Consider the following 17,598-nt stretch of genomic DNA (forward strand, 5'->3'; position numbering starts at 1 on the left):
ACAGCGAACAGAACCAGACGCACCTCAGTCAGCGCAGCACGCACCTGTCGCACCGAGGAAGGCCACGGTCATGCCGCACCCCCACACGCCATCCGCCGACCGGCCCGCGGGCCCCCACCGGCCGCTCGTCAGCCGCCGCCGTCTGCTGGAGGGCACCGCCGCCGTACTCGGCGGGCTCGCCCTCACCACCACCCCCGCCTCCGCCCTCGCCTCCCGCCCGGCCGCGGCGGCGGACGGCGGCAGTGCCGACACCCCCGAATGGAACGGGCACATCGCCACCTTCCAGGTGGGCACCGAGCCCCCGCACACCACCCTCATGCCCTACGGCGACCTCCGGCAGGCCCTCGCCGCCGACCGCACCCGCTCCCCGTACCGGCTGAGCCTCGACGGCACCTGGAAGTTCGCCCACAGCGACCGCCCCGAGGACCGGGACCCCGACTTCCACCGCACCGACCTCGACGACCGCTCCTGGGACACCCTCCCCGTCCCCTCGGCCTGGCAGCTCCACGGCTACGACAAACCGATCTACGTCAACATCACCTACCCGTACTGGGGCCCCAACGGCGAGGGCGAGGAACCGCGGCCGCCCGCCGCGCCCACCCGCGTCAACCCGGTCGGCCAGTACAGACGCACGTTCACCGTCCCCCGCGACTGGCGGGGGCGCCGCACCTTCCTGCACTTCGAGGGCGTCAAGTCCGCCCACTACGTGTGGATCAACGGCCATCTCGTCGGCTACCACGAGGACTCGTACACCCCCGCCGAGTACGACATCACCGCGCACCTGAAGCCCGGCACCAACCAGATCGCCGTCGAGGTCTACCGCTACAGCGACGGCGACTGGCTGGAGGACCAGGACATGATCCGGCTGAGCGGCATCTTCCGCTCGGTCTACCTGTACTCCACCCCCGCCGTCCACGTGCGGGACTTCAAACTGGAGACCCCCCTCGGCGAGGAGTACACGAGCGCCGGACTGAAGGTCACCGCGTGCGTGCGTGCCTACGGCGGCGAGGACAAGGGCCGGTACACCGTCGAGACCCAGCTCCACGACCACCGCGGGCACGCCGTCTGGTCCCGGACGCTGAACGCCACCGCCGACCTCGGCTCCGTCGACCCCGGCGAGGACGTCACCGTCACCGCCTCCCGGGCCGTGCCCGACCCCCGCCTGTGGTCCGCCGAGCACCCCTACCTCTACACCGCCGTCCTGCGCCTGCGCGACCCGGCCGGAAAGATCGTCGAGACCCTCTCCCACCGCGTCGGGCTGCGCGAATTCGCGCTCAAGGACGGCCTCATGCGCATCAACGGCCGCCCCGTCTCCTTCCGGGGCACCAACCGGCACGAGATGCACCCCGACCGCGGCACCGCCCTCACCCGCGCCGACATGGTCGAGGACATCACGCTCATCAAACGGATGAACCTGAACTCCGTCCGCACCTCGCACTACCCGAACAACCCGCACTGGCTCGAACTCGCCGACGAGTACGGGCTCTACCTCGTGGGCGAGACCAACCTGGAGACCCACGGCATCCGCGACCAGTACCCCGGCGACCACCCCGACTGGAGCGAGGCGTGTGTGGCCCGCGCCCGCAACATGGTCCACCGGGACAAGAACCACGCCTCGGTCGTGATCTGGTCCCTCGGCAACGAGGCGGGCGGTGGCAGCACCTTCGTCGCCATGCACGACTGGATCCGCTCCTACGACACCACCCGCGTCATCCAGTACGAGGGCGACGACCGCCCCGCGATCAGCGACATCCGCTCGGCGATGTACGAGAGCCCCTCCCGCATCGCCCAGCGCGCCGCCGACACCTCCGACACCCGCCCCTACGTCATGATCGAGTACTGCCACGCGATGGGGAACTCCAACGGCAACTTCAGGAAGTACTGGGACACCGTCCGCGCCCACGACGTCCTCCAGGGCGGCTGGATCTGGGACTTCGTCGACCAGGCCCTCACCGCGCCCACACCCCCGCGCATCCTGCTGACCGAGTCGGGACCCGGCGCGCTGCGCGGCGAGATCCTCGCCCCCCGGGGCGGTTTCGACCGCGCCGAGGGCGTCCACGGCGGCACCGTCTTCGCCCGCGACGACCGCCTCGACCTCACCGGCTCACTGACCCTCGAGGCCTGGGTCACCCAGCGGTACACCGGCAACCACCAGCCCATCCTCGCCAAGGGCGACACCCAGTACGCGCTCAAGCAGACCGGCGACTCACTGGAGTTCTTCCTCCACTCCGGCGGCCAGTGGATCAGCGCCTCCTGGAAACTGCCCGAGGACTGGACCGGCACCGAGCATCACCTCGCGGGCGTCTTCGACGCCGAGGCCGGCACCCTGACCCTGTACGTCGACGGCACCGTCCGGGCCACCCGCTCCACCACCGCCCGCCCCGACAGCGGCCCCACCCCGGTCTCCCTCGCCACCGACGTGGAGAACCCGCTGCGCGAATTCAGCGGCACGATACGCAGGGCGCGGATCTACGCCCGCCCCCTGACCGCCGCCGAACTCGCCTCCGGCACACGCGGCCCCGGCGACGAGGGCGTCCGCCTCTGGTTCGACGCCGCCACCGTCGAGCACACCGAACAGCGGCCCAGAGCCCGCACCTTCCTCGCCTACGGCGGCGACTGGGGCGACAACCCCAACGACGGCAACTTCTCCGCCGACGGCATCGTCACCGCGGACCGCGGCCACACCGGCAAGGCCGCCGAGATCAAGCGCGTCCTGCAGGCCGTGCACGCCGCCCCCGCCTCCGGCGGCACGACCCTCACCGACGGCGCGCTCACCCTCACCAACGAGTATCTCTTCACCGATCTCCGCGAGTTCGATGCCACCTGGGCCCTGGTCGCCGACGGCCGCACCGTGCGCCACGGCCGGCTCAGCCGCGCCCAGCTCGACCTCGCACCGCTGTCGAAGAAGCGGATCACCGTGCCCATGCCGCTCCCCGAGGACCCGGCCCCCGGCACCGAGTACTTCCTCGAACTGTCCTTCACCACACGGGAGGACACTCCCTGGGCCGAGGCGGGCTTCGAGATCGCCCGGGAGCAGATCCCCGTCGACGCCGGCAGCCCCGAGGTCACCCCCGTCCCGCTGGAGAGCGTCCCCTCCCTGCGCCACACCGAGAACGGCACCTCCGTCACCGTCCGGGGCCGGAACTTCTCCGTCACCCTCGACAAGAGGACCGGCACCCTCACCTCCTACGAGGCAGGCGGGCACCCCCTCCTCGCCGACGGCCCCGCGCCCAATTTCTGGCGCGCCCCCACCGACAACGACAGGGGCAACGGCCAGCACACCCGCAACCGGACCTGGCGCGACGCCGGCGCCCGTCGCGAGGTCACCGGCGTCACCGTGCGTGCCCTGCGCGACAAGGCCGTCGAGATCAAGGTGACCGGCACCCTGCCCACCACCGTGAAGTCCGCGTACACCACCACGTACACCGTCTTCGGCAACGGCGAGACCAAGGTCGACCACACCCTGCACCCGGGGGCGTCGAGCCTGCCCTACATCCCGGAGGTCGGCAGCCTGCTCCTCCTGCCGGGCCGTCTGGAGCACCTGCGCTACTACGGGCGCGGCCCCGAGGAGAACCACTGGGACCGCAAGGACGGCACCGACGTCGGCGTGTACTCCTCCACCGTCTCCGAGCAGTGGACCAGCTACAGCAGGCCCCAGGAGAACGGCAACAGGACCGACGTCCGCTGGGCCGCCCTCACCGGCCGCGACGGCACCGGGCTCCTCGTCACCGGCGACGCCCTCCTCGAGGTCAACGCCTCGCACTTCACCCCCGAGGACCTGTCCGACGGGGTGCGTCACGACTACCAGCTCACCCCCCGCGAGGAGGTCGTGCTGCGGGTCAACCACCGGCAGATGGGCGTCGGCGGCGACGACAGCTGGGGCGCGCAGACCCACGAGGAGTACAAGCTCCCCGCCGACCGCGACTACGCCTACAGCTACCGGCTGCGCCCGCTGTCGGACCTGGACGAGGCCACGCGGCTCTCGCGGCGTCCCACGGCGACGCACTTCGCCTGAGAACGGGCCGGGCCGCCGCCTTTCCGCAGGCGGCGGCCCGGGTCCTGCCCAGCGGGCCTTCATGTCGGATTTCCGCCAGCCCGGGGCCCCGCCATGCCCGATCCTTGAGGCATGCGGAACGCGATGCACACCGACACCGAACGCTGCGTACGCGCCGTCCGGTCCAAGGACGCGCGGTTCGACGGCTGGTTCTTCACGGCGGTCCTGACCACCGGGATCTACTGCCGGCCGAGCTGCCCGGCCGTCCCGCCCCGCCCCGAGAACATGACCTTCCACCCGAGTGCGGCCGCCTGCCAGCAGGCCGGATTCCGCGCCTGCAAGCGCTGCCGCCCCGACACGAGCCCCGGCTCCCCGGAGTGGAACCAGCGCGCCGACGCCGTCGCCCGCGCCATGCGGCTGATCGCCGACGGCGTCGTCGACCGCGAGGGCGTCCCCGGCCTCGCCACCCGGCTCGGCTACAGCACCCGCCAGATCGAGCGCCAGCTCCTCGCCGAACTCGGCGCCGGACCCCTCGCCCTGGCCCGCGCCCAGCGCGCCCAGACCGCACGCCTCCTGATCGAGACCACCACCCTGCCGATGGCCGACCTCGCCTTCGCCGCCGGGTTCTCCTCCATCCGCACCTTCAACGACACCGTGCGCGAGGTCTTCGCGCTCTCCCCGAGCGAACTGCGCGCCCGGCGCCCGCGGCAGACGGTGACCGCCCCCGGTGCGCTCTCCCTGCGGCTGCCCTTCCGTGCCCCGCTCCACCCCGACAACCTCTTCGGCCACCTCGCCGCCACCGCCGTGCCCGGCGTGGAGGAATGGCGGGACGGCGCGTACCGCCGCACCCTGCGCCTCCCCTACGGACACGGCGTCGTCGCCCTCGCCCCCCGCCCCGACCACATCGCCTGCCGGCTCACCCTGAGCGACCTGCGGGACCTGCCCGTCGCCATCAGCCGCTGCCGCCGCATGCTCGACCTCGACGCCGACCCCGTCGCCGTCGACGGCCAGCTCGGCACCGACCCGCTGCTCGCGCCACTGGTCGCCAAGGCCCCCGGACGGCGCGTGCCGCGCACGGTCGACGAGGCCGAGTTCGCGCTGCGCGCCGTCCTCGGCCAGCAGGTCTCCACCGCCGCCGCCCGCACCCACGCCGCCCGCCTCGTCACCGCCCACGGCGAACGGATCGAGGACCCCGAGGGCGGCCTCACCCACCTCTTCCCGGCCCCCGAGGCACTGGCCGCCCTCGACCCCGAGGCGCTCGCCATGCCCCGCACCCGGCGTACCACCTTCACCACCCTCGTCCGCGAACTCGCCGAAGGACGGGTCCAGTTGGGCGTCGAGAGCGACTGGGCCGAGACCCGCGCCCAGCTCCTCGCGCTGCCCGGCCTCGGCCCCTGGACGGTCGACGTCATCGCCATGCGCGCCCTCGGCGACCCCGACGCCTTCCCCGTCACCGACCTCGGCATCCGCCGCGCGGCCCGCGACCTCGGTCTGCCGGCCACCCCGGCCGCGCTCACCGCCCGCGCGGCGGCCTGGCGCCCCTGGCGCGCCTACGCCGTCCAGTACCTGTGGGCGACGGACGACCACCCCATCAACGTCCTCCCGGTCTGACCATCGAAGATCCACATGAATACACGCGAATCAACCGAAACCATCGCATCCGCTGCATCCGCTGCATCCGCTGCATCCGCCGAAGGAACTCCCGTGACCGCGAAACAGCACACCATGATCGACAGCCCCTACGGGCCGCTCACCCTCGTCGCCGACGAGGGCGTCCTGTGCGGCCTCTACATGACCGAGCAGCGCCACCGCCCACCCGAGGAGACCTTCGGCACCCCCGACGACACCCCCTTCGAGGAGGTGCGGGAGCAGCTCGCGGCGTACTTCGCGGGCGAACTGAAGGAGTTCACCCTTGACCTGCGCGTGCACGGCACCCCGTTCCAGCGCCGGGTCTGGGACGAACTGCGCCGCATCCCCTACGGCGAGACCCGCTCGTACGGCGAACTGGCCGCCTCCCTCGGCAGCCCCGGCGCCTCCCGCGCCGTCGGCCTGGCCAACGGCCGCAACCCGATCGGCATCGTCGTCCCGTGCCACCGCGTGGTGGGCGCCAACGGCAGCATGACGGGGTACGGCGGCGGGATCGAGCGCAAGCGGCGCCTGCTCGCCTTCGAACGCGGGGCGGACGGCGCGGGCCTGTTCTGACCCGGGCCGCCGGCCGGCCGGGACGGGACGCGGCGGGCTCCACCGGGAGGCCGGTGGCCAGGCCGAACGTGCCGAATATACGGTCGCCCCGGCCCGCGCCCCCGCCTTACCCTCGACCGCATGACGACCAAGCCCCTCGTCGCGCTCCTGAGCGGCGCCGGGATCTCCACGGACTCCGGCATCCCCGACTACCGCGGCCCGGCGGGGTTGTGGCGGCATGACCCGGAGGCCGAGCGGCTCGTGACCTACGAGCACTACGTGGGCGATCCCGACGTCCGGCGCCGCTCCTGGCGGATGCGGCGGCGCATGGGCATGCTCCACGCGGAGCCCAACGCGGCCCACCGCGCCGTCGCGGAACTGGAGCGCTCCGGGGTCCCGGTACGCGTGCTCACGCAGAACGTGGACGGGCTGCACCAGCGCGCCGGGGTGCCCGCCCGCAAGGTCCTCGAACTGCACGGCAGCGCGCACCGCGTGGAATGCGTCAAGTGCGGCGCCCGGGGGTCCATGGAGGACGCCCTCGCCCGGATCGACGCCGGTGAGGACGATCCGCCCTGCCTGGAGTGCGGCGGCATCCTGAAACCGGCCACCGTCATGTTCGGCGAACCGCTCGACCCGTCCGTCCTGGCCGGGGCGGAGGCCATCGCCAAGGCCTGCACGCTGTTCTTCGCCGTCGGCAGCAGCCTCCAGGTGCACCCCGCGGCCGGACTCGTCCGGATCGCCGCCGAGCACGGGGCCCGGCTCGTCGTCGTCAACGCCGAGCCGACCCCCTACGACGACCTCGCCGACGAGGTCGTCCGCGAACCCCTCGGCACCTCACTGCCCCGCCTGCTGCGGGAACTCGCCTGAGACCGCTCAGAGAACGGGGCTGACCTCGTCCACCGGTCCCACCGCTCGGCCGTTCTCCAGCTCCGCCGTGTGCCCGTCGCGCTCCAGTACGTCGAGGGCGGCGAGGACACGCAGGCCCAGCTCGCCCAGGAGGTGCTCGGCGAGTTCCTCGCGCGGCACCAGCCGCCAGGACAGCAGCTCCGACTCCTGCAGCCGGATCGCGCCCAGCTCCTCCTCGGTGAGGACCCCGCCGTCGTAGAGGTACGCCACCACGGGCGGGCGGTTCGCGCCGGGCACCCAGTCCACCGCGAGGAGCCGCCCGATCGTGCGGTCCAGGCCGATCTCCTCGGCCGTCTCGCGCCGGGCCCCCTGCCGAGGGGTCTCGCCCTCGTCCGACTCGACGGTGCCGCCCGGCAGCGCCCAGCCCTCCCGGTAGTTCGGCTCGACCAGCAGGACCCGCCCCCGGGCGTCACGGAAGAGGGCCGCGGCCCCGACCAGGACGCGCGGCAGGCCTGCGATGTACGTGGCGTAGTCAGGAGTGCTCATCCGGGCAGGGTAACCACCGCGCACCGGCCGACACGCGTCCGCTCCGCGAGCGCGCGGGATGCCGATAGGGTCGCACGCGGGCGAGAGGGCGCGCGGAAGCCCGCCGCGCGCCCCGGAGGAGGGGCTGCCACGTGACCGACACCACCGGGACCGGCGCACACCGGGTGCTCGTCGCCGCCGACAAGTTCAAGGGCTCGCTGACGGCCGCGGAGGTCGCCGAGCGGGTGACCACCGGGCTGCGCCGGGTCGTGCCGGACCTGGAGGTGGAGTCGCTGCCCGTGGCCGACGGCGGCGACGGGACGGTGGCCGCCGCCGTGGCGGCCGGTTTCGCGCGCCGGGAGGTGCCGGTCGCCGGGCCGCTCGGTGGCGAGGTGGCCGCGGCCTTCGCGCTGCGCGGCGGCACCGCCGTGGTGGAGATGGCCGAGGCGAGCGGCCTGCAGCGGCTGCCGGGCGGCGTCCCCGCGCCGCTCACCGCCTCCACCCACGGCACCGGAGAGCTGCTGCGGGCCGCGCTGGACGCGGGGGCGCGCACACTCGTGCTCGGGGTGGGCGGAAGCGCGAGCACCGACGGGGGCGCGGGGATGCTGACCGCGCTCGGGGCGCGGCTCCTGGACGCCGGGGGCGCGCCGGTGCCCCCGGGCGGCGGCGGGCTGGCCGCGCTCGCGAGTGCCGACCTGTCCGGGCTCGACCCGCGGCTCGCGGAGGCCGAGCTCGTCCTCGCGGCGGACGTCGACAATCCGCTGACCGGGCCGAAGGGGGCGGCCGCCGTCTACGGGCCGCAGAAGGGCGCCTCGCCGCAGGACGTCCGGGCGCTGGACGCGGCGCTCGCACGGTTCGCGGGGGTGCTGGAGGCGTCCCTCGGCGCACGGGCCGCCGAGTGCGCCGCCACGCCGGGAGCCGGGGCCGCCGGCGGCCTCGGCCACGCCGCCCTGCTTCTCGGCGCGCGGTTCCGGCCGGGCATCGAGGTGATGCTCGACGTGCTGGGCTTCGCGCCGGCGCTGGAGCGGGCCTCGCTGGTGATCACGGGGGAGGGCTCACTGGACGCGCAGACCCTGCACGGCAAGGCCCCGGCGGGGGTCGCCGCGGCGGCGCGGGCGGCCGGACGGCAGGTGGTCGCGGTGTGCGGGCGGCTGGCGCTCTCCCCCGGGGAACTGGCCGCGGCCGGCGTCTCGCGGGCGTACGCGCTGACGGATCTGGAACCGGATGTGGCCCGCTGCCTCGCGGAGGCCGGCCCGCTCCTGGAACGGCTCGCCGAGCGCCTGGCCCGGGACCTGCTCCGGCCGTGACGGGCGAAGAGGACCGTGACATGCGAAGGGCCCCGTACCTCCCGGGTACGGGGCCCCACTCACGCACGAAGGACTACGGGAGCTGCGCCGCCCTGGCCTCGCGGCGGTTGTCGCGGAAGTTGTTCACCCGGCGGGCCGTGGCGAACAGCGGGATCACCGCCCCCATCACGAGCTGCAGCGCGCAGCCCGTCTGCAGCAGGAGCTGGGCGCTCGGCGCGTCGAACGCCCAGCCCACCAGCAGGCCCATCGACAGCACGATCCAGCCGAGCATCGCCCCGGCGAGGCGTCCCCGCGGCTTCGGGTACTCGACCCGGCTCACCATCAGCCACGCCGTACCGAGGACCGCCAGCAGCGTCGCGAAGAACGGCAGCTCGAGCAGGACGATGGAGACCACCGTCAGCGCCCCGAACGGCGAGGGCATGCCCTGGAACGTGCCGTCCTTGAGCGTCACGCACGAGAACCGGGCAAGCCGCAGCACCACCGCCAGCAGCACCACGATGCCGCCGACCGCGGCCACTCTCTGGTGCGCGTCGTCGGCGACCATGCCGTAGACCAGCACGAAGTACGCCGGCGCGAGACCGAAGCTGATCAGGTCGGAGAGGTTGTCCAGCTCCGCGCCCATCGGCGAGGAGCGCAGCTTGCGGGCGACCAGACCGTCGAACAGGTCGAAGACGGCCGCGCACAGCATCAGGATGACCGCCGTGGCGGCGCTGTGCCGGGCCATGCCCGTGGCCTCGTCGCTGCCCGTCAGGTGCGGGATGAGGATGCCGGTGGTGGTGAAGTACACCGCCATGAAGCCGCACGTGGCGTTGCCGAGGGTGAGGGTGTCCGCTATCGACAGACGCAACGAGAGAGGCATCTCCTCCTCGTCCGCGCCGTCCATGTCCGCCTCGGGCACCCAGCCGGCCTGGGTCTGCGGGTCAATCACGGTCAATGCGAGTCACCCCAGCCACTGTCTTCTGGCCGACCTCGACGGCCACCTCGATGCCCTCGGGCAGGTAGATGTCGACGCGCGAGCCGAACCGGATCAGACCGATCCGCTCGCCCTGCTCGACCTTGGTGCCCTGCGGGAGGTAGGGCACGATCCGGCGGGCGACGGCACCGGCGATCTGGACCATCTCGATGTCGCCGAGCTCGGTGTCGAAGTGCCAGACCACCCGCTCGTTGTTCTCGCTCTCCTTGTTGAACGCGGGAACGAAGCCGCCGGGGATGTGCTCGACCGACGTCACCGTGCCGGCCAGCGGGGCCCGGTTCACGTGCACGTTCAGCGGGCTCATGAAGATCGCGACGCGGGTGCGCCCGTCCTTCCACGGCATGATGCTCTGCACCACGCCGTCGGCGGGAGAGATGACCCTGCCGGGAGCGATCTCCCGCTCGGGGTCCCGGAAGAACCACAGCATGCCCGCCGCGAGAGCGGTGGCGGGCACCGCCACGGCCCGGGCGACGCCGGAGCGGCGCGACCGGGCGAGGCTGAGGGCTGCGGTGGCAACGGTCGGGAGGAGCCACGGCGATGCTCCGCGCGCGAGGCGTGCGCCGACCAGGCTGTCGCGAGGTGCAGAGGTTTGGCTGTGGGGCATGGATGACCTTCGTAGCGGATGAATGCCGCGCTGCGTGAGGGGGACGGCGGCTTTCCGGCGATCGTAGCGGCTCGCGGTCACAACTGGGTAAGCCGGGAAGCCGAGTCGGCGGCCGGAAGGGGGTGACGGGGTGTGATCCTCTTCCCCAAGAAAACACCCCCAACCCGGACAATCATCCTGGCATCAGCCCTGGAATCGATACTCCTCGAGCAACCTGCGCCCGATGATCATTTTCTGGATTTCGGCGGTACCCTCACCGATCAGGAGCATCGGTGCCTCACGGTAGAGCCGCTCGATCTCGTACTCCTTGGAGAAGCCGTAGCCGCCGTGGATGCGGAAGGCGTCCTCCACGACCTCCTTGCAGTACTCCGAGGCGAGGTACTTCGCCATCCCCGCCTCGAGATCGTTTCGTTCCCCCGAATCCTTTTTGCGTGCCGCGTTCACCATCATCGCATGCGCGGCCTCGACCTTGGTGGCCATCTCCGCCAGTTTGAACTGGATGGCCTGGTGCTGGGCGATCGGTTTGCCGAAGGTGTGCCGCTGCTGGGCGTAGCCGATGCCCAGTTCGAAGGCGCGCCGGGCGACCCCGCAGCCGCGCGCGGCCACGTTGACCCGGCCCACCTCGACACCGTCCATCATCTGGTAGAAGCCCCGGCCGGTGACCCCGCCGAGCACCCTGTCGGCCGGCACCCGCAGGCCGTCCATGATGAGCTCGGTGGTGTCGACGCCCTTGTAGCCCATCTTCTCGATCTTGCCGGGGATGGTCAGACCGGGCCGGACCTCGCCGAACCCGGGCTCCTTCTCCACCAGGAACGTCGTCATCGACTTGTGCGGCTCGGCGGCCGCCTCCTCGGGGGAGTGTCCTTCGTCACTCCGCACCAGGACGGCGACCAGCGTGGAGGAGCCGCCGTTGGTCAGCCACATCTTCTGGCCGTTCAGTACGTAGTCGTCGCCGTCCCGCACGGCCTTCGACGTGATCGCCGACACGTCGGAGCCGAGCCCCGGCTCCGACATCGAGAAGGCGCCCCGGGTCTCGCCCAGCGCCATCTTCGGCAGGAAGTACTCCTTCTGCTCCTGCGTGCCGTGCTTCTTGAGCATGTACGCCACGATGAAGTGCGTGTTGATGATGCCGGAGACCGACATCCAGCCGCGGGCGATCTCCTCCACGCACAGCGCGTAGGTCAGGAGCGACTCGCCCAGGCCCCCGTACTCCTCGTCGATCATGAGGCCGAAGAGGCCCAGCTCCTTGAGTCCGTCGACGATTTTCTGCGGGTACTCGTCGCGGTGCTCCAGCTCGGTGGCGACCGGGATGATCTCCTTGTCGACAAAGTCCCTGACGGTGGAGAGGATCTCCTGCTGGACGTCGGTCAGACCGGCGGTCCGGGCGAGTCGGGCCATGACTACTTCCCCTGTTCCTTCGGCTGCGGACGGCCGGGCTGCTCGCCGCCGCGCTCCTTGATGTACGTCTCGGTCGGCACCATCACCTTGCGGCGGAACACGCACACGAGGGTGCCGTCCTGCTTGTGGCCCCTTGTCTCGACGTGGACGATGCCGCGGTCGTTCTTCGACTTCGACGGCCACTTGTCCAGCACCGTCGTCTCGCCGTAGATCGTGTCGCCGTGGAAGGTCGGCGCCACGTGCTTGAGCGACTCGATCTCCAGGTTGGCGATGGCCTTGCCGGAGACGTCCGGCACGGACATGCCGAGCAGCAGGGAGTAGATGTAGTTGCCGACGACGACGTTCTTGCCGAAGTCCGTCGTCGTCTCCGCATAGTTGGAGTCCATGTGGAGCGGGTGGTGGTTCATGGTGAGCAGGCAGAACATGTGGTCGTCGTACTCGGTGACCGTCTTGCCGGGCCAGTGCTTGTAGACCGCCCCGACCTCGAACTCCTCGTAGGTGCGTCCGAACTGCATGGCCCTACGCCTCCGGGATCTCGAACTTGCTGGTGCGCTGCATGCCGGCCGCCCGGCCCTTGCCCGCGATGACCAGGGCCATCTTGCGGCTGGCCTCGTCGATCATCTCGTCGCCGAGCATCGCGGAGCCCTTCTTGCCACCCGCCTCGGACGTGCAGTAGTCGTACGCGTCCAGGATCAGCTCGGCGTGGTCGTAGTCCTCCTGCGAGGGCGAGAAGATCTCGTTGGACGCCTCGACCTGGCCGGGGTGCAGCACCCACTTGCCGTCGAAGCCGAGCGCGGCGGCACGCCGTGCGACCTCGCGGTAGCCGTCCACGTTGCGGATCTGCAGGTAGGGGCCGTCGATCGCCTGGAGGTCGTTGGCCCGGGCCGCCATGAGGATCCTCATCAGGATGAAGTGGTAGGCGTCCGCCGGGTAGCCGGGCGGCTGCTCGCCCACGACGAGGGACTTCATGTTGATGGAGGCCATGAAGTCGGCCGGGCCGAAGATGATGGTCTCCAGGCGCGGGGAGGCCTCGGCGATCGCGTCGACGTTGTTCAGGCCACGCGCGTTCTCGATCTGCGCCTCGATGCCGATGCGCCCCACCTCGAAGCCCATCGTCTTCTCGATCTGGGTCAGCAGCAGGTCGAGCGCGACGACCTGGGAGGCGTCCTGCACCTTCGGCAGCATGATGCAGTCCAGGTTCGGGCCGGCGCCCTCCACGACCGTCACGACGTCGCGGTAGGTCCACTCCGTCGTCCAGTCGTTGACCCGCACCACCCGGGTCTTGCCGGTCCAGTCGCCCTCGTTGAGGAACTTCACGATGGTGTGCCGCGCCTCGGGCTTGGCGAGCGGCGCGCACGCGTCCTCCAGGTCCAGGAAGACCTGGTCGGCCGGCAGGCCCTGCGCCTTCTCCAGGAAGCGCGGATTGCTTCCGGGAACCGCCAGACAGGAGCGGCGGGGGCGGAGCCGGTTGACCTGGGGAGCGGGGCTGGTCATGCGGGGACCTCCAGGGGGTCGAGCTGGTTCGCGTGGCGGATCTCGTCGACGATACGGCCGATGATCCCGGTGATGTCGAAGTCCTTCGGGGTGAAGACCGCGGCCACTCCCGCGGCCCGCAGCTGCTCGGCGTCGGCGTGCGGGATGATCCCGCCCGCGATCACCGGGATGTCGGCCGCGCCGGCCGCGCGCAACCGCTCCAGCACGTCCGGCACGAGTTGCGCGTGCGAACCGGACAGGATGGACAGGCCCACCGCGTGGACGTCCTCGGCCAGGGCCGCGTCCACGATCTGCTCGGGGGTGAGCCGGATGCCCTGGTACACCACCTCGAAGCCGGCGTCCCGGGCCCGCACCGCGATCTGCTCGGCTCCGTTGGAGTGCCCGTCCAGGCCGGGCTTGCCGACCAGGAAGCGCAGCTTGCCGACGCCGAGGTCGCGGGCGGTCAGCTCCACCCGGCGACGCACCCCCGCCATGGCCGAGCCCTCCTCGGCGGCGACCGCCACCGGGGCGGAGGAGACGCCGGTCGGGGCCCGGAACTCGCCGAACACCTCGCGCAGCGCCCCCGCCCACTCGCCGGTCGTCACCCCGGCGCGGGCGCACTCCAGGGTGGCCTCCATGAGGTTGTCGGTGCCCTTGGCCGCCTCCCGCAGCTTCTCCAGCGCCTTGCAGGGACGGGGGTGGTTGAAGGGGGGCTGGTAGCGGGTGTCCCGCCAGTGCTGGAGCGCGGCGACGACACGGGACTCCACCGCCGGGTCCACGGTCTGTATCGCGGTGTCGAGGTCGGCGGTCAACGGGCTGGGCTCGGTCCCGGTGAAGGCGTTGACACCGACGATCTTCTCCTCGCCGGACTCGATCCGCGCCCGGCGCTCGGCGTGCGAGGCGACGAGCTGCGACTTGAGGTAGCCCGACTCGACGGCGGCCATCGCGCCGCCCATCTCCTCGATCCGCCCGATCTCCGCGAACGCCGCCTCGACCAGTTCCTCGACCTTCGCCTCGATCACCTTCGAGCCCTCGAAGATGTCCTCGTACTCCAGCAGATCGCTCTCGTGGGCCAGCACCTGCTGGATGCGCAGCGACCACTGCTGGTCCCAGGGCCGGGGCAGCCCCAGCGCCTCGTTCCAGGCGGGGAGCTGCACGGCCCGCGCCCGCGCGTCCTTGGAGAGGGTGACCGCCAGCATCTCCAGCACGATCCGCTGGACGTTGTTCTCCGGCTGCGCCTCGGTCAGCCCCAGGGAGTTGACCTGGACGCCGTAGCGGAAGCGGCGGTGCTTGGGGTTCTCGATGCCGTACCGCTCCCGGGTGATGCGGTCCCAGACGCGGCCGAACGCCCGCATCTTGCACATCTCCTCGACGAAGCGGACGCCCGCGTTGACGAAGAAGGAGATGCGGCCCACCACGTCGCCCATGCGCTCCTGCGGCACCTGACCGCCGTCCCGCACCGCGTCGAGGACGGCGACGGCGGTGGACATCGCGTACGCGATCTCCTGCACCGGTGTGGCGCCCGCCTCCTGGAGGTGGTAGCTGCAGATGTTGATGGGGTTCCACCTGGGCAGGTGGGTCACCGTGTACGCGATCATGTCCGTCGTCAGCCGGAGCGAGGGGCCCGGCGGGAAGACGTGCGTGCCCCGGGACAGGTACTCCTTGACGATGTCGTTCTGCGTCGTCCCCTGCAGCCGGCTGACGGCCTCCTCGTCGAGGCCTTGCTCCTCCGCGACCACCTGGTAGAGCGCCAGCAGCCACATGGCGGTGGCGTTGATGGTCATGGAGGTGTTCATCCGCTCCAGCGGAATGTCCTGGAACAGCCGGCGCATGTCACCGAGGTGTGCGATCGGCACCCCGACCCGGCCCACCTCGCCGCGGGCGAGGACGTGGTCGGCGTCGTAGCCGGTCTGCGTCGGCAGGTCGAAGGCGACCGACAGCCCGGTCTGGCCCTTGGCGAGGTTGCGCCGGTACAGCTCGTTGGACGCCTCCGCCGTGGAGTGGCCGGCGTACGTGCGCATGAGCCACGGCCGGTCCTTCTGACGTTCACTCACCTGCGCCTCCTAGACGTTGCGGAAGCGGTTGATGGCCTCGGCGTGCCGGGCGCGCTTCTCCTCGTCGCGCACGCCGAGCCCCTCCTCGGGGGCGAGACACAGCACGCCGACCTTGCCCTGGTGGAGGTTGCGGTGCACGTCGTGGGCGGCCTGGCCGGTGTCCTTCAGGGAGTACACCTTGGACAGCGTCGGGTGGATCTTCCCCTTCGCGATCAGCCGGTTGGCCTCCCAGGCCTCGCGGTAGTTGGCGAAGTGCGAGCCGATGATCCGCTTCAGGGACATCCACAGGTAGCGGTTGTCGTACTGGTGCAGATAGCCCGAGGTCGAGGCGCAGGTGGTGATGGTGCCGCCCTTGCGGGTGACGTAGACGGAGGCGCCGAAGGTCTCCCGGCCGGGGTGCTCGAAGACGATGTCGATGTCCTCGCCGCCGGTGAGTTCGCGGATGCGCTTGCCGAACCGCTTCCACTCCTTGGGGTCCTGGGTGTGCTCGTCCTTCCAGAACCGGTAGTCCTCGGCGTTGCGGTCGATGATCGCCTCGGCGCCCATGGAGCGGCAGATCTCCGCCTTCTGCGGGGAGGAGACCACACAGACCGGATTGGCGCCGCCGGCCAGCGCGAACTGCGTGGCGTAGGAGCCGAGTCCGCCGCTCGCGCCCCAGATGAGCACGTTGTCGCCCTGCTTCATGCCGGCCCCGTTGCGGGAGACGAGCTGCCGATAGGCGGTGGAGTTGACCAGGCCGGGGGCGGCGGCCTCCTCCCAGCTCAGGTGGTCCGGCTTGGGCATGAGCTGGTTGGACTTGACCAGGGCGACCTCGGCGAGGCCGCCGAAGTTGGTCTCGAAGCCCCAGATGCGCTGCTCGGGGTCGAGCATCGTGTCGTTGTGGCCGTCGGAGGACTCCAGTTCGACCGACAGGCAGTGCGCGACGACCTCGTCGCCGGGCTTCCAGGCGTTGACGCCGGGGCCGGTGCGCAGGACGACGCCGGCCAGGTCGGAGCCGATGACGTGGTACGGCAGGTCGTGGCGCCGGGTGAGTTCGCTGACGCGGCCGTAGCGCTCCAGGAAGCCGAAGGTGGAGAGCGGCTCGAAGATCGAGGTCCACACCGAGTTGTAGTTGACCGAGGAGGCCATCACGGCGACCAGGGCCTCGCCCGGGCCGAGTTCGGGGACGGGGACCTCGTCCAGGTGGAGCGACTTGCGGGGGTCCTTGTCGCGGGTGGCGATGCCCTCGAACATGTCCGTCTCGTCCTTGTGCACGGTCACCGCGCGGTACGAGTCGGGGAGCGGAAGCGCGGCGTAGTCGGCGGGCGTGGCCGCCCCCGACTGGATGGCGTCCAGGATTTCCTTCACGGTGTGCCTCCGGCGAATGGCGTCTTGGGGGAGGGGTGCCGTCGGTTCGGCGGGGGAGTGCGGGGCGCGCGGGTGGCGCGGACTTGCGAAAAGGGGCCTGTGACGCAGGCGTCCGGGCGGGCGGACGGGGCCGCCGGGGACAGTCCGGAACACGGGGATCGCGCCGTGTGCCGGTCGCTCGGACATGACCAACGTATGGCACGGTGTGACAGCGCGCAAGGCACGCAGTGCCAAGAAATGGTCTCAGGTGAATTTTTTCGCGCTCAGGTGAGCGATGATCGATCAAAGGAAACGGCGAGGGGCGGTGCGGCCTTCCCGGCCGCACCGCCCCTCGCCGTGCCTCCGCACGCCGACGGCGCGCGCTACAGGAATTCGGTCCGGTAGGTCGAGGCCAGTTCGGCGGCGAGGCGACGGCGCTCGGCCAGGTCCTTGGCCGACAGCTCCGGGGCCGGCGCGTCCTTGCCGTCGATGACGTCGCCGATGCGCAGGAAGTACTCGTCCTGACCCGCCGGGGTGCACATGCACAGCATCCGGACCGGCGCCCCCGAGGCGTTGCGGAAGTGGTGCGGCGCGTTGGCCGGGACGTTGATCGTGGTCCCGGCCAACGCGACGTGCTTCTCGCCGCGGAAGGTGAACTCGATCTCGCCCTCGAGGACCGTGAACATCTCCTCGAAGTCGTGCCGGTGCGGCGGCGGGCCACCGCCGTCGGGGACGTACATGCCGATCAGGCAGTACCGGCCCCCGGTCTGCTCGCCGGTGACCAGCATCGCGTACGTGTTGCCCACCAGAGAGACGTACGTCGTGCCGGGATCGTCGGGATGCGCCACGGTCAGCGGGCGCGAGGGATCGTCGTCGGGGATCATCACGAGCGGCTCCTTCGGATGCTTCTGGTGCCT

General features: G+C 71.4%; 14 protein-coding genes. 5 read left to right on the top strand and 9 right to left on the bottom strand.

Translation table 11 applies throughout. The features are described from left to right. Positions 1 to 70 precede the first annotated feature (70 nt). From OHB09_RS27000 to OHB09_RS27015, 4 genes are all read left to right on the top strand, one after another. Positions 71 to 4,015 carry a glycoside hydrolase family 2 TIM barrel-domain containing protein gene (locus tag OHB09_RS27000; RefSeq protein WP_328922677.1) on the top strand — a complete coding sequence of 1,315 codons (3,945 nt, stop codon included), beginning with the start codon at positions 71 to 73 and terminating at the stop codon, positions 4,013 to 4,015. A 123-nt stretch (positions 4,016 to 4,138) separates the two neighbouring features. After that, positions 4,139 to 5,605 carry an AlkA N-terminal domain-containing protein gene (locus tag OHB09_RS27005; protein WP_328730358.1) on the top strand — a complete coding sequence of 489 codons (1,467 nt, stop codon included), beginning with the start codon at positions 4,139 to 4,141 and terminating at the stop codon, positions 5,603 to 5,605. A 114-nt stretch (positions 5,606 to 5,719) separates the two neighbouring features. Beyond that, a complete protein-coding gene (locus OHB09_RS27010) occupies positions 5,720 to 6,196 on the top strand; it encodes a methylated-DNA--[protein]-cysteine S-methyltransferase (RefSeq protein ID WP_328730356.1) in 477 nt (158 codons plus the stop codon). A 120-nt stretch (positions 6,197 to 6,316) separates the two neighbouring features. Then, a complete protein-coding gene (locus OHB09_RS27015) occupies positions 6,317 to 7,042 on the top strand; it encodes an SIR2 family NAD-dependent protein deacylase (RefSeq protein WP_191889909.1) in 726 nt (241 codons plus the stop codon). Between the two features lie 6 nt (positions 7,043 to 7,048). Here OHB09_RS27015 and OHB09_RS27020 read toward each other — a convergent pair whose 3' ends face one another. Next, positions 7,049 to 7,567: an NUDIX domain-containing protein gene (locus OHB09_RS27020; RefSeq protein ID WP_040896626.1), complete on the bottom strand. Its 519-nt coding sequence runs from the start codon at positions 7,565 to 7,567 to the stop codon at positions 7,049 to 7,051. 131 nt (positions 7,568 to 7,698) lie between these two features. Here OHB09_RS27020 and OHB09_RS27025 point away from each other — a divergent pair, with 131 nt between their 5' ends. Further along, positions 7,699 to 8,853, top strand: coding sequence for a glycerate kinase (locus OHB09_RS27025; RefSeq protein ID WP_006142979.1), 1,155 nt, complete (start codon positions 7,699 to 7,701; stop codon positions 8,851 to 8,853). A gap of 73 nt (positions 8,854 to 8,926) precedes the next feature. Here OHB09_RS27025 and pssA read toward each other — a convergent pair whose 3' ends face one another. The 8 genes from pssA to OHB09_RS27065 all read right to left on the bottom strand — a co-directional run bounded on the left by pssA (position 8,927) and on the right by OHB09_RS27065 (position 17,565). Further along, positions 8,927 to 9,751 (bottom strand): CDP-diacylglycerol--serine O-phosphatidyltransferase, encoded by an 825-nt coding sequence (gene pssA / locus OHB09_RS27030; RefSeq protein ID WP_040896736.1) that lies wholly within the window; start codon positions 9,749 to 9,751, stop codon positions 8,927 to 8,929. Positions 9,752 to 9,773: 22 nt separating this feature from the next. Further along, positions 9,774 to 10,430, bottom strand: a complete 657-nt coding sequence (locus OHB09_RS27035) for a phosphatidylserine decarboxylase (RefSeq protein WP_063822179.1) — start codon at positions 10,428 to 10,430, stop codon at positions 9,774 to 9,776. Between the two features lie 183 nt (positions 10,431 to 10,613). After that, the gene (locus tag OHB09_RS27040) at positions 10,614 to 11,828 is read right to left on the bottom strand and encodes an acyl-CoA dehydrogenase family protein (RefSeq protein WP_191851881.1); all 1,215 of its coding nucleotides are present in this window, start codon (positions 11,826 to 11,828) and stop codon (positions 10,614 to 10,616) included. Positions 11,829 to 11,830: 2 nt separating this feature from the next. After that, positions 11,831 to 12,343 carry a MaoC family dehydratase gene (locus OHB09_RS27045; RefSeq protein WP_167796357.1) on the bottom strand — a complete coding sequence of 171 codons (513 nt, stop codon included), beginning with the start codon at positions 12,341 to 12,343 and terminating at the stop codon, positions 11,831 to 11,833. Between the two features lie 4 nt (positions 12,344 to 12,347). Continuing rightward, positions 12,348 to 13,322: an HpcH/HpaI aldolase/citrate lyase family protein gene (locus OHB09_RS27050; RefSeq protein WP_006142974.1), complete on the bottom strand. Its 975-nt coding sequence runs from the start codon at positions 13,320 to 13,322 to the stop codon at positions 12,348 to 12,350. After that, complete coding sequence (locus OHB09_RS27055) at positions 13,319 to 15,355, bottom strand: protein meaA (protein WP_006142973.1); 2,037 nt, start codon at positions 15,353 to 15,355, stop codon at positions 13,319 to 13,321. The genes OHB09_RS27050 and OHB09_RS27055 overlap by 4 nt, the downstream gene beginning before the upstream one ends. 9 nt (positions 15,356 to 15,364) lie before the next feature. Next, positions 15,365 to 16,702: a crotonyl-CoA carboxylase/reductase gene (gene ccrA, locus OHB09_RS27060; protein ID WP_167796143.1), complete on the bottom strand. Its 1,338-nt coding sequence runs from the start codon at positions 16,700 to 16,702 to the stop codon at positions 15,365 to 15,367. Between the two features lie 362 nt (positions 16,703 to 17,064). Next, positions 17,065 to 17,565, bottom strand: coding sequence for a cupin domain-containing protein (locus tag OHB09_RS27065; protein ID WP_191852139.1), 501 nt, complete (start codon positions 17,563 to 17,565; stop codon positions 17,065 to 17,067). Between the last annotated feature and the right edge of the window lie 33 nt (positions 17,566 to 17,598).

It is taken from the genome of Streptomyces griseoaurantiacus (assembly GCF_036189845.1).
Taxonomy (GTDB): Bacteria; Actinomycetota; Actinomycetes; order Streptomycetales; family Streptomycetaceae; genus Streptomyces; species Streptomyces griseoaurantiacus.

Coding starts and splice junctions, on each gene's coding strand:
- OHB09_RS27000 (WP_328922677.1), top strand. CDS start 71: ATGCCGCACCCCCACACGCCATCCGCCGACCGGCCCGCGGGCCCCCAC.
- OHB09_RS27005 (WP_328730358.1), top strand. CDS start 4,139: ATGCACACCGACACCGAACGCTGCGTACGCGCCGTCCGGTCCAAGGAC.
- OHB09_RS27010 (WP_328730356.1), top strand. CDS start 5,720: ATGATCGACAGCCCCTACGGGCCGCTCACCCTCGTCGCCGACGAGGGC.
- OHB09_RS27015 (WP_191889909.1), top strand. CDS start 6,317: ATGACGACCAAGCCCCTCGTCGCGCTCCTGAGCGGCGCCGGGATCTCC.
- OHB09_RS27020 (WP_040896626.1), bottom strand. CDS start 7,567: ATGAGCACTCCTGACTACGCCACGTACATCGCAGGCCTGCCGCGCGTC.
- OHB09_RS27035 (WP_063822179.1), bottom strand. CDS start 10,430: ATGCCCCACAGCCAAACCTCTGCACCTCGCGACAGCCTGGTCGGCGCA.
- OHB09_RS27040 (WP_191851881.1), bottom strand. CDS start 11,828: ATGGCCCGACTCGCCCGGACCGCCGGTCTGACCGACGTCCAGCAGGAG.
- OHB09_RS27045 (WP_167796357.1), bottom strand. CDS start 12,343: ATGCAGTTCGGACGCACCTACGAGGAGTTCGAGGTCGGGGCGGTCTAC.
- OHB09_RS27050 (WP_006142974.1), bottom strand. CDS start 13,322: ATGACCAGCCCCGCTCCCCAGGTCAACCGGCTCCGCCCCCGCCGCTCC.
- OHB09_RS27065 (WP_191852139.1), bottom strand. CDS start 17,565: ATGATCCCCGACGACGATCCCTCGCGCCCGCTGACCGTGGCGCATCCC.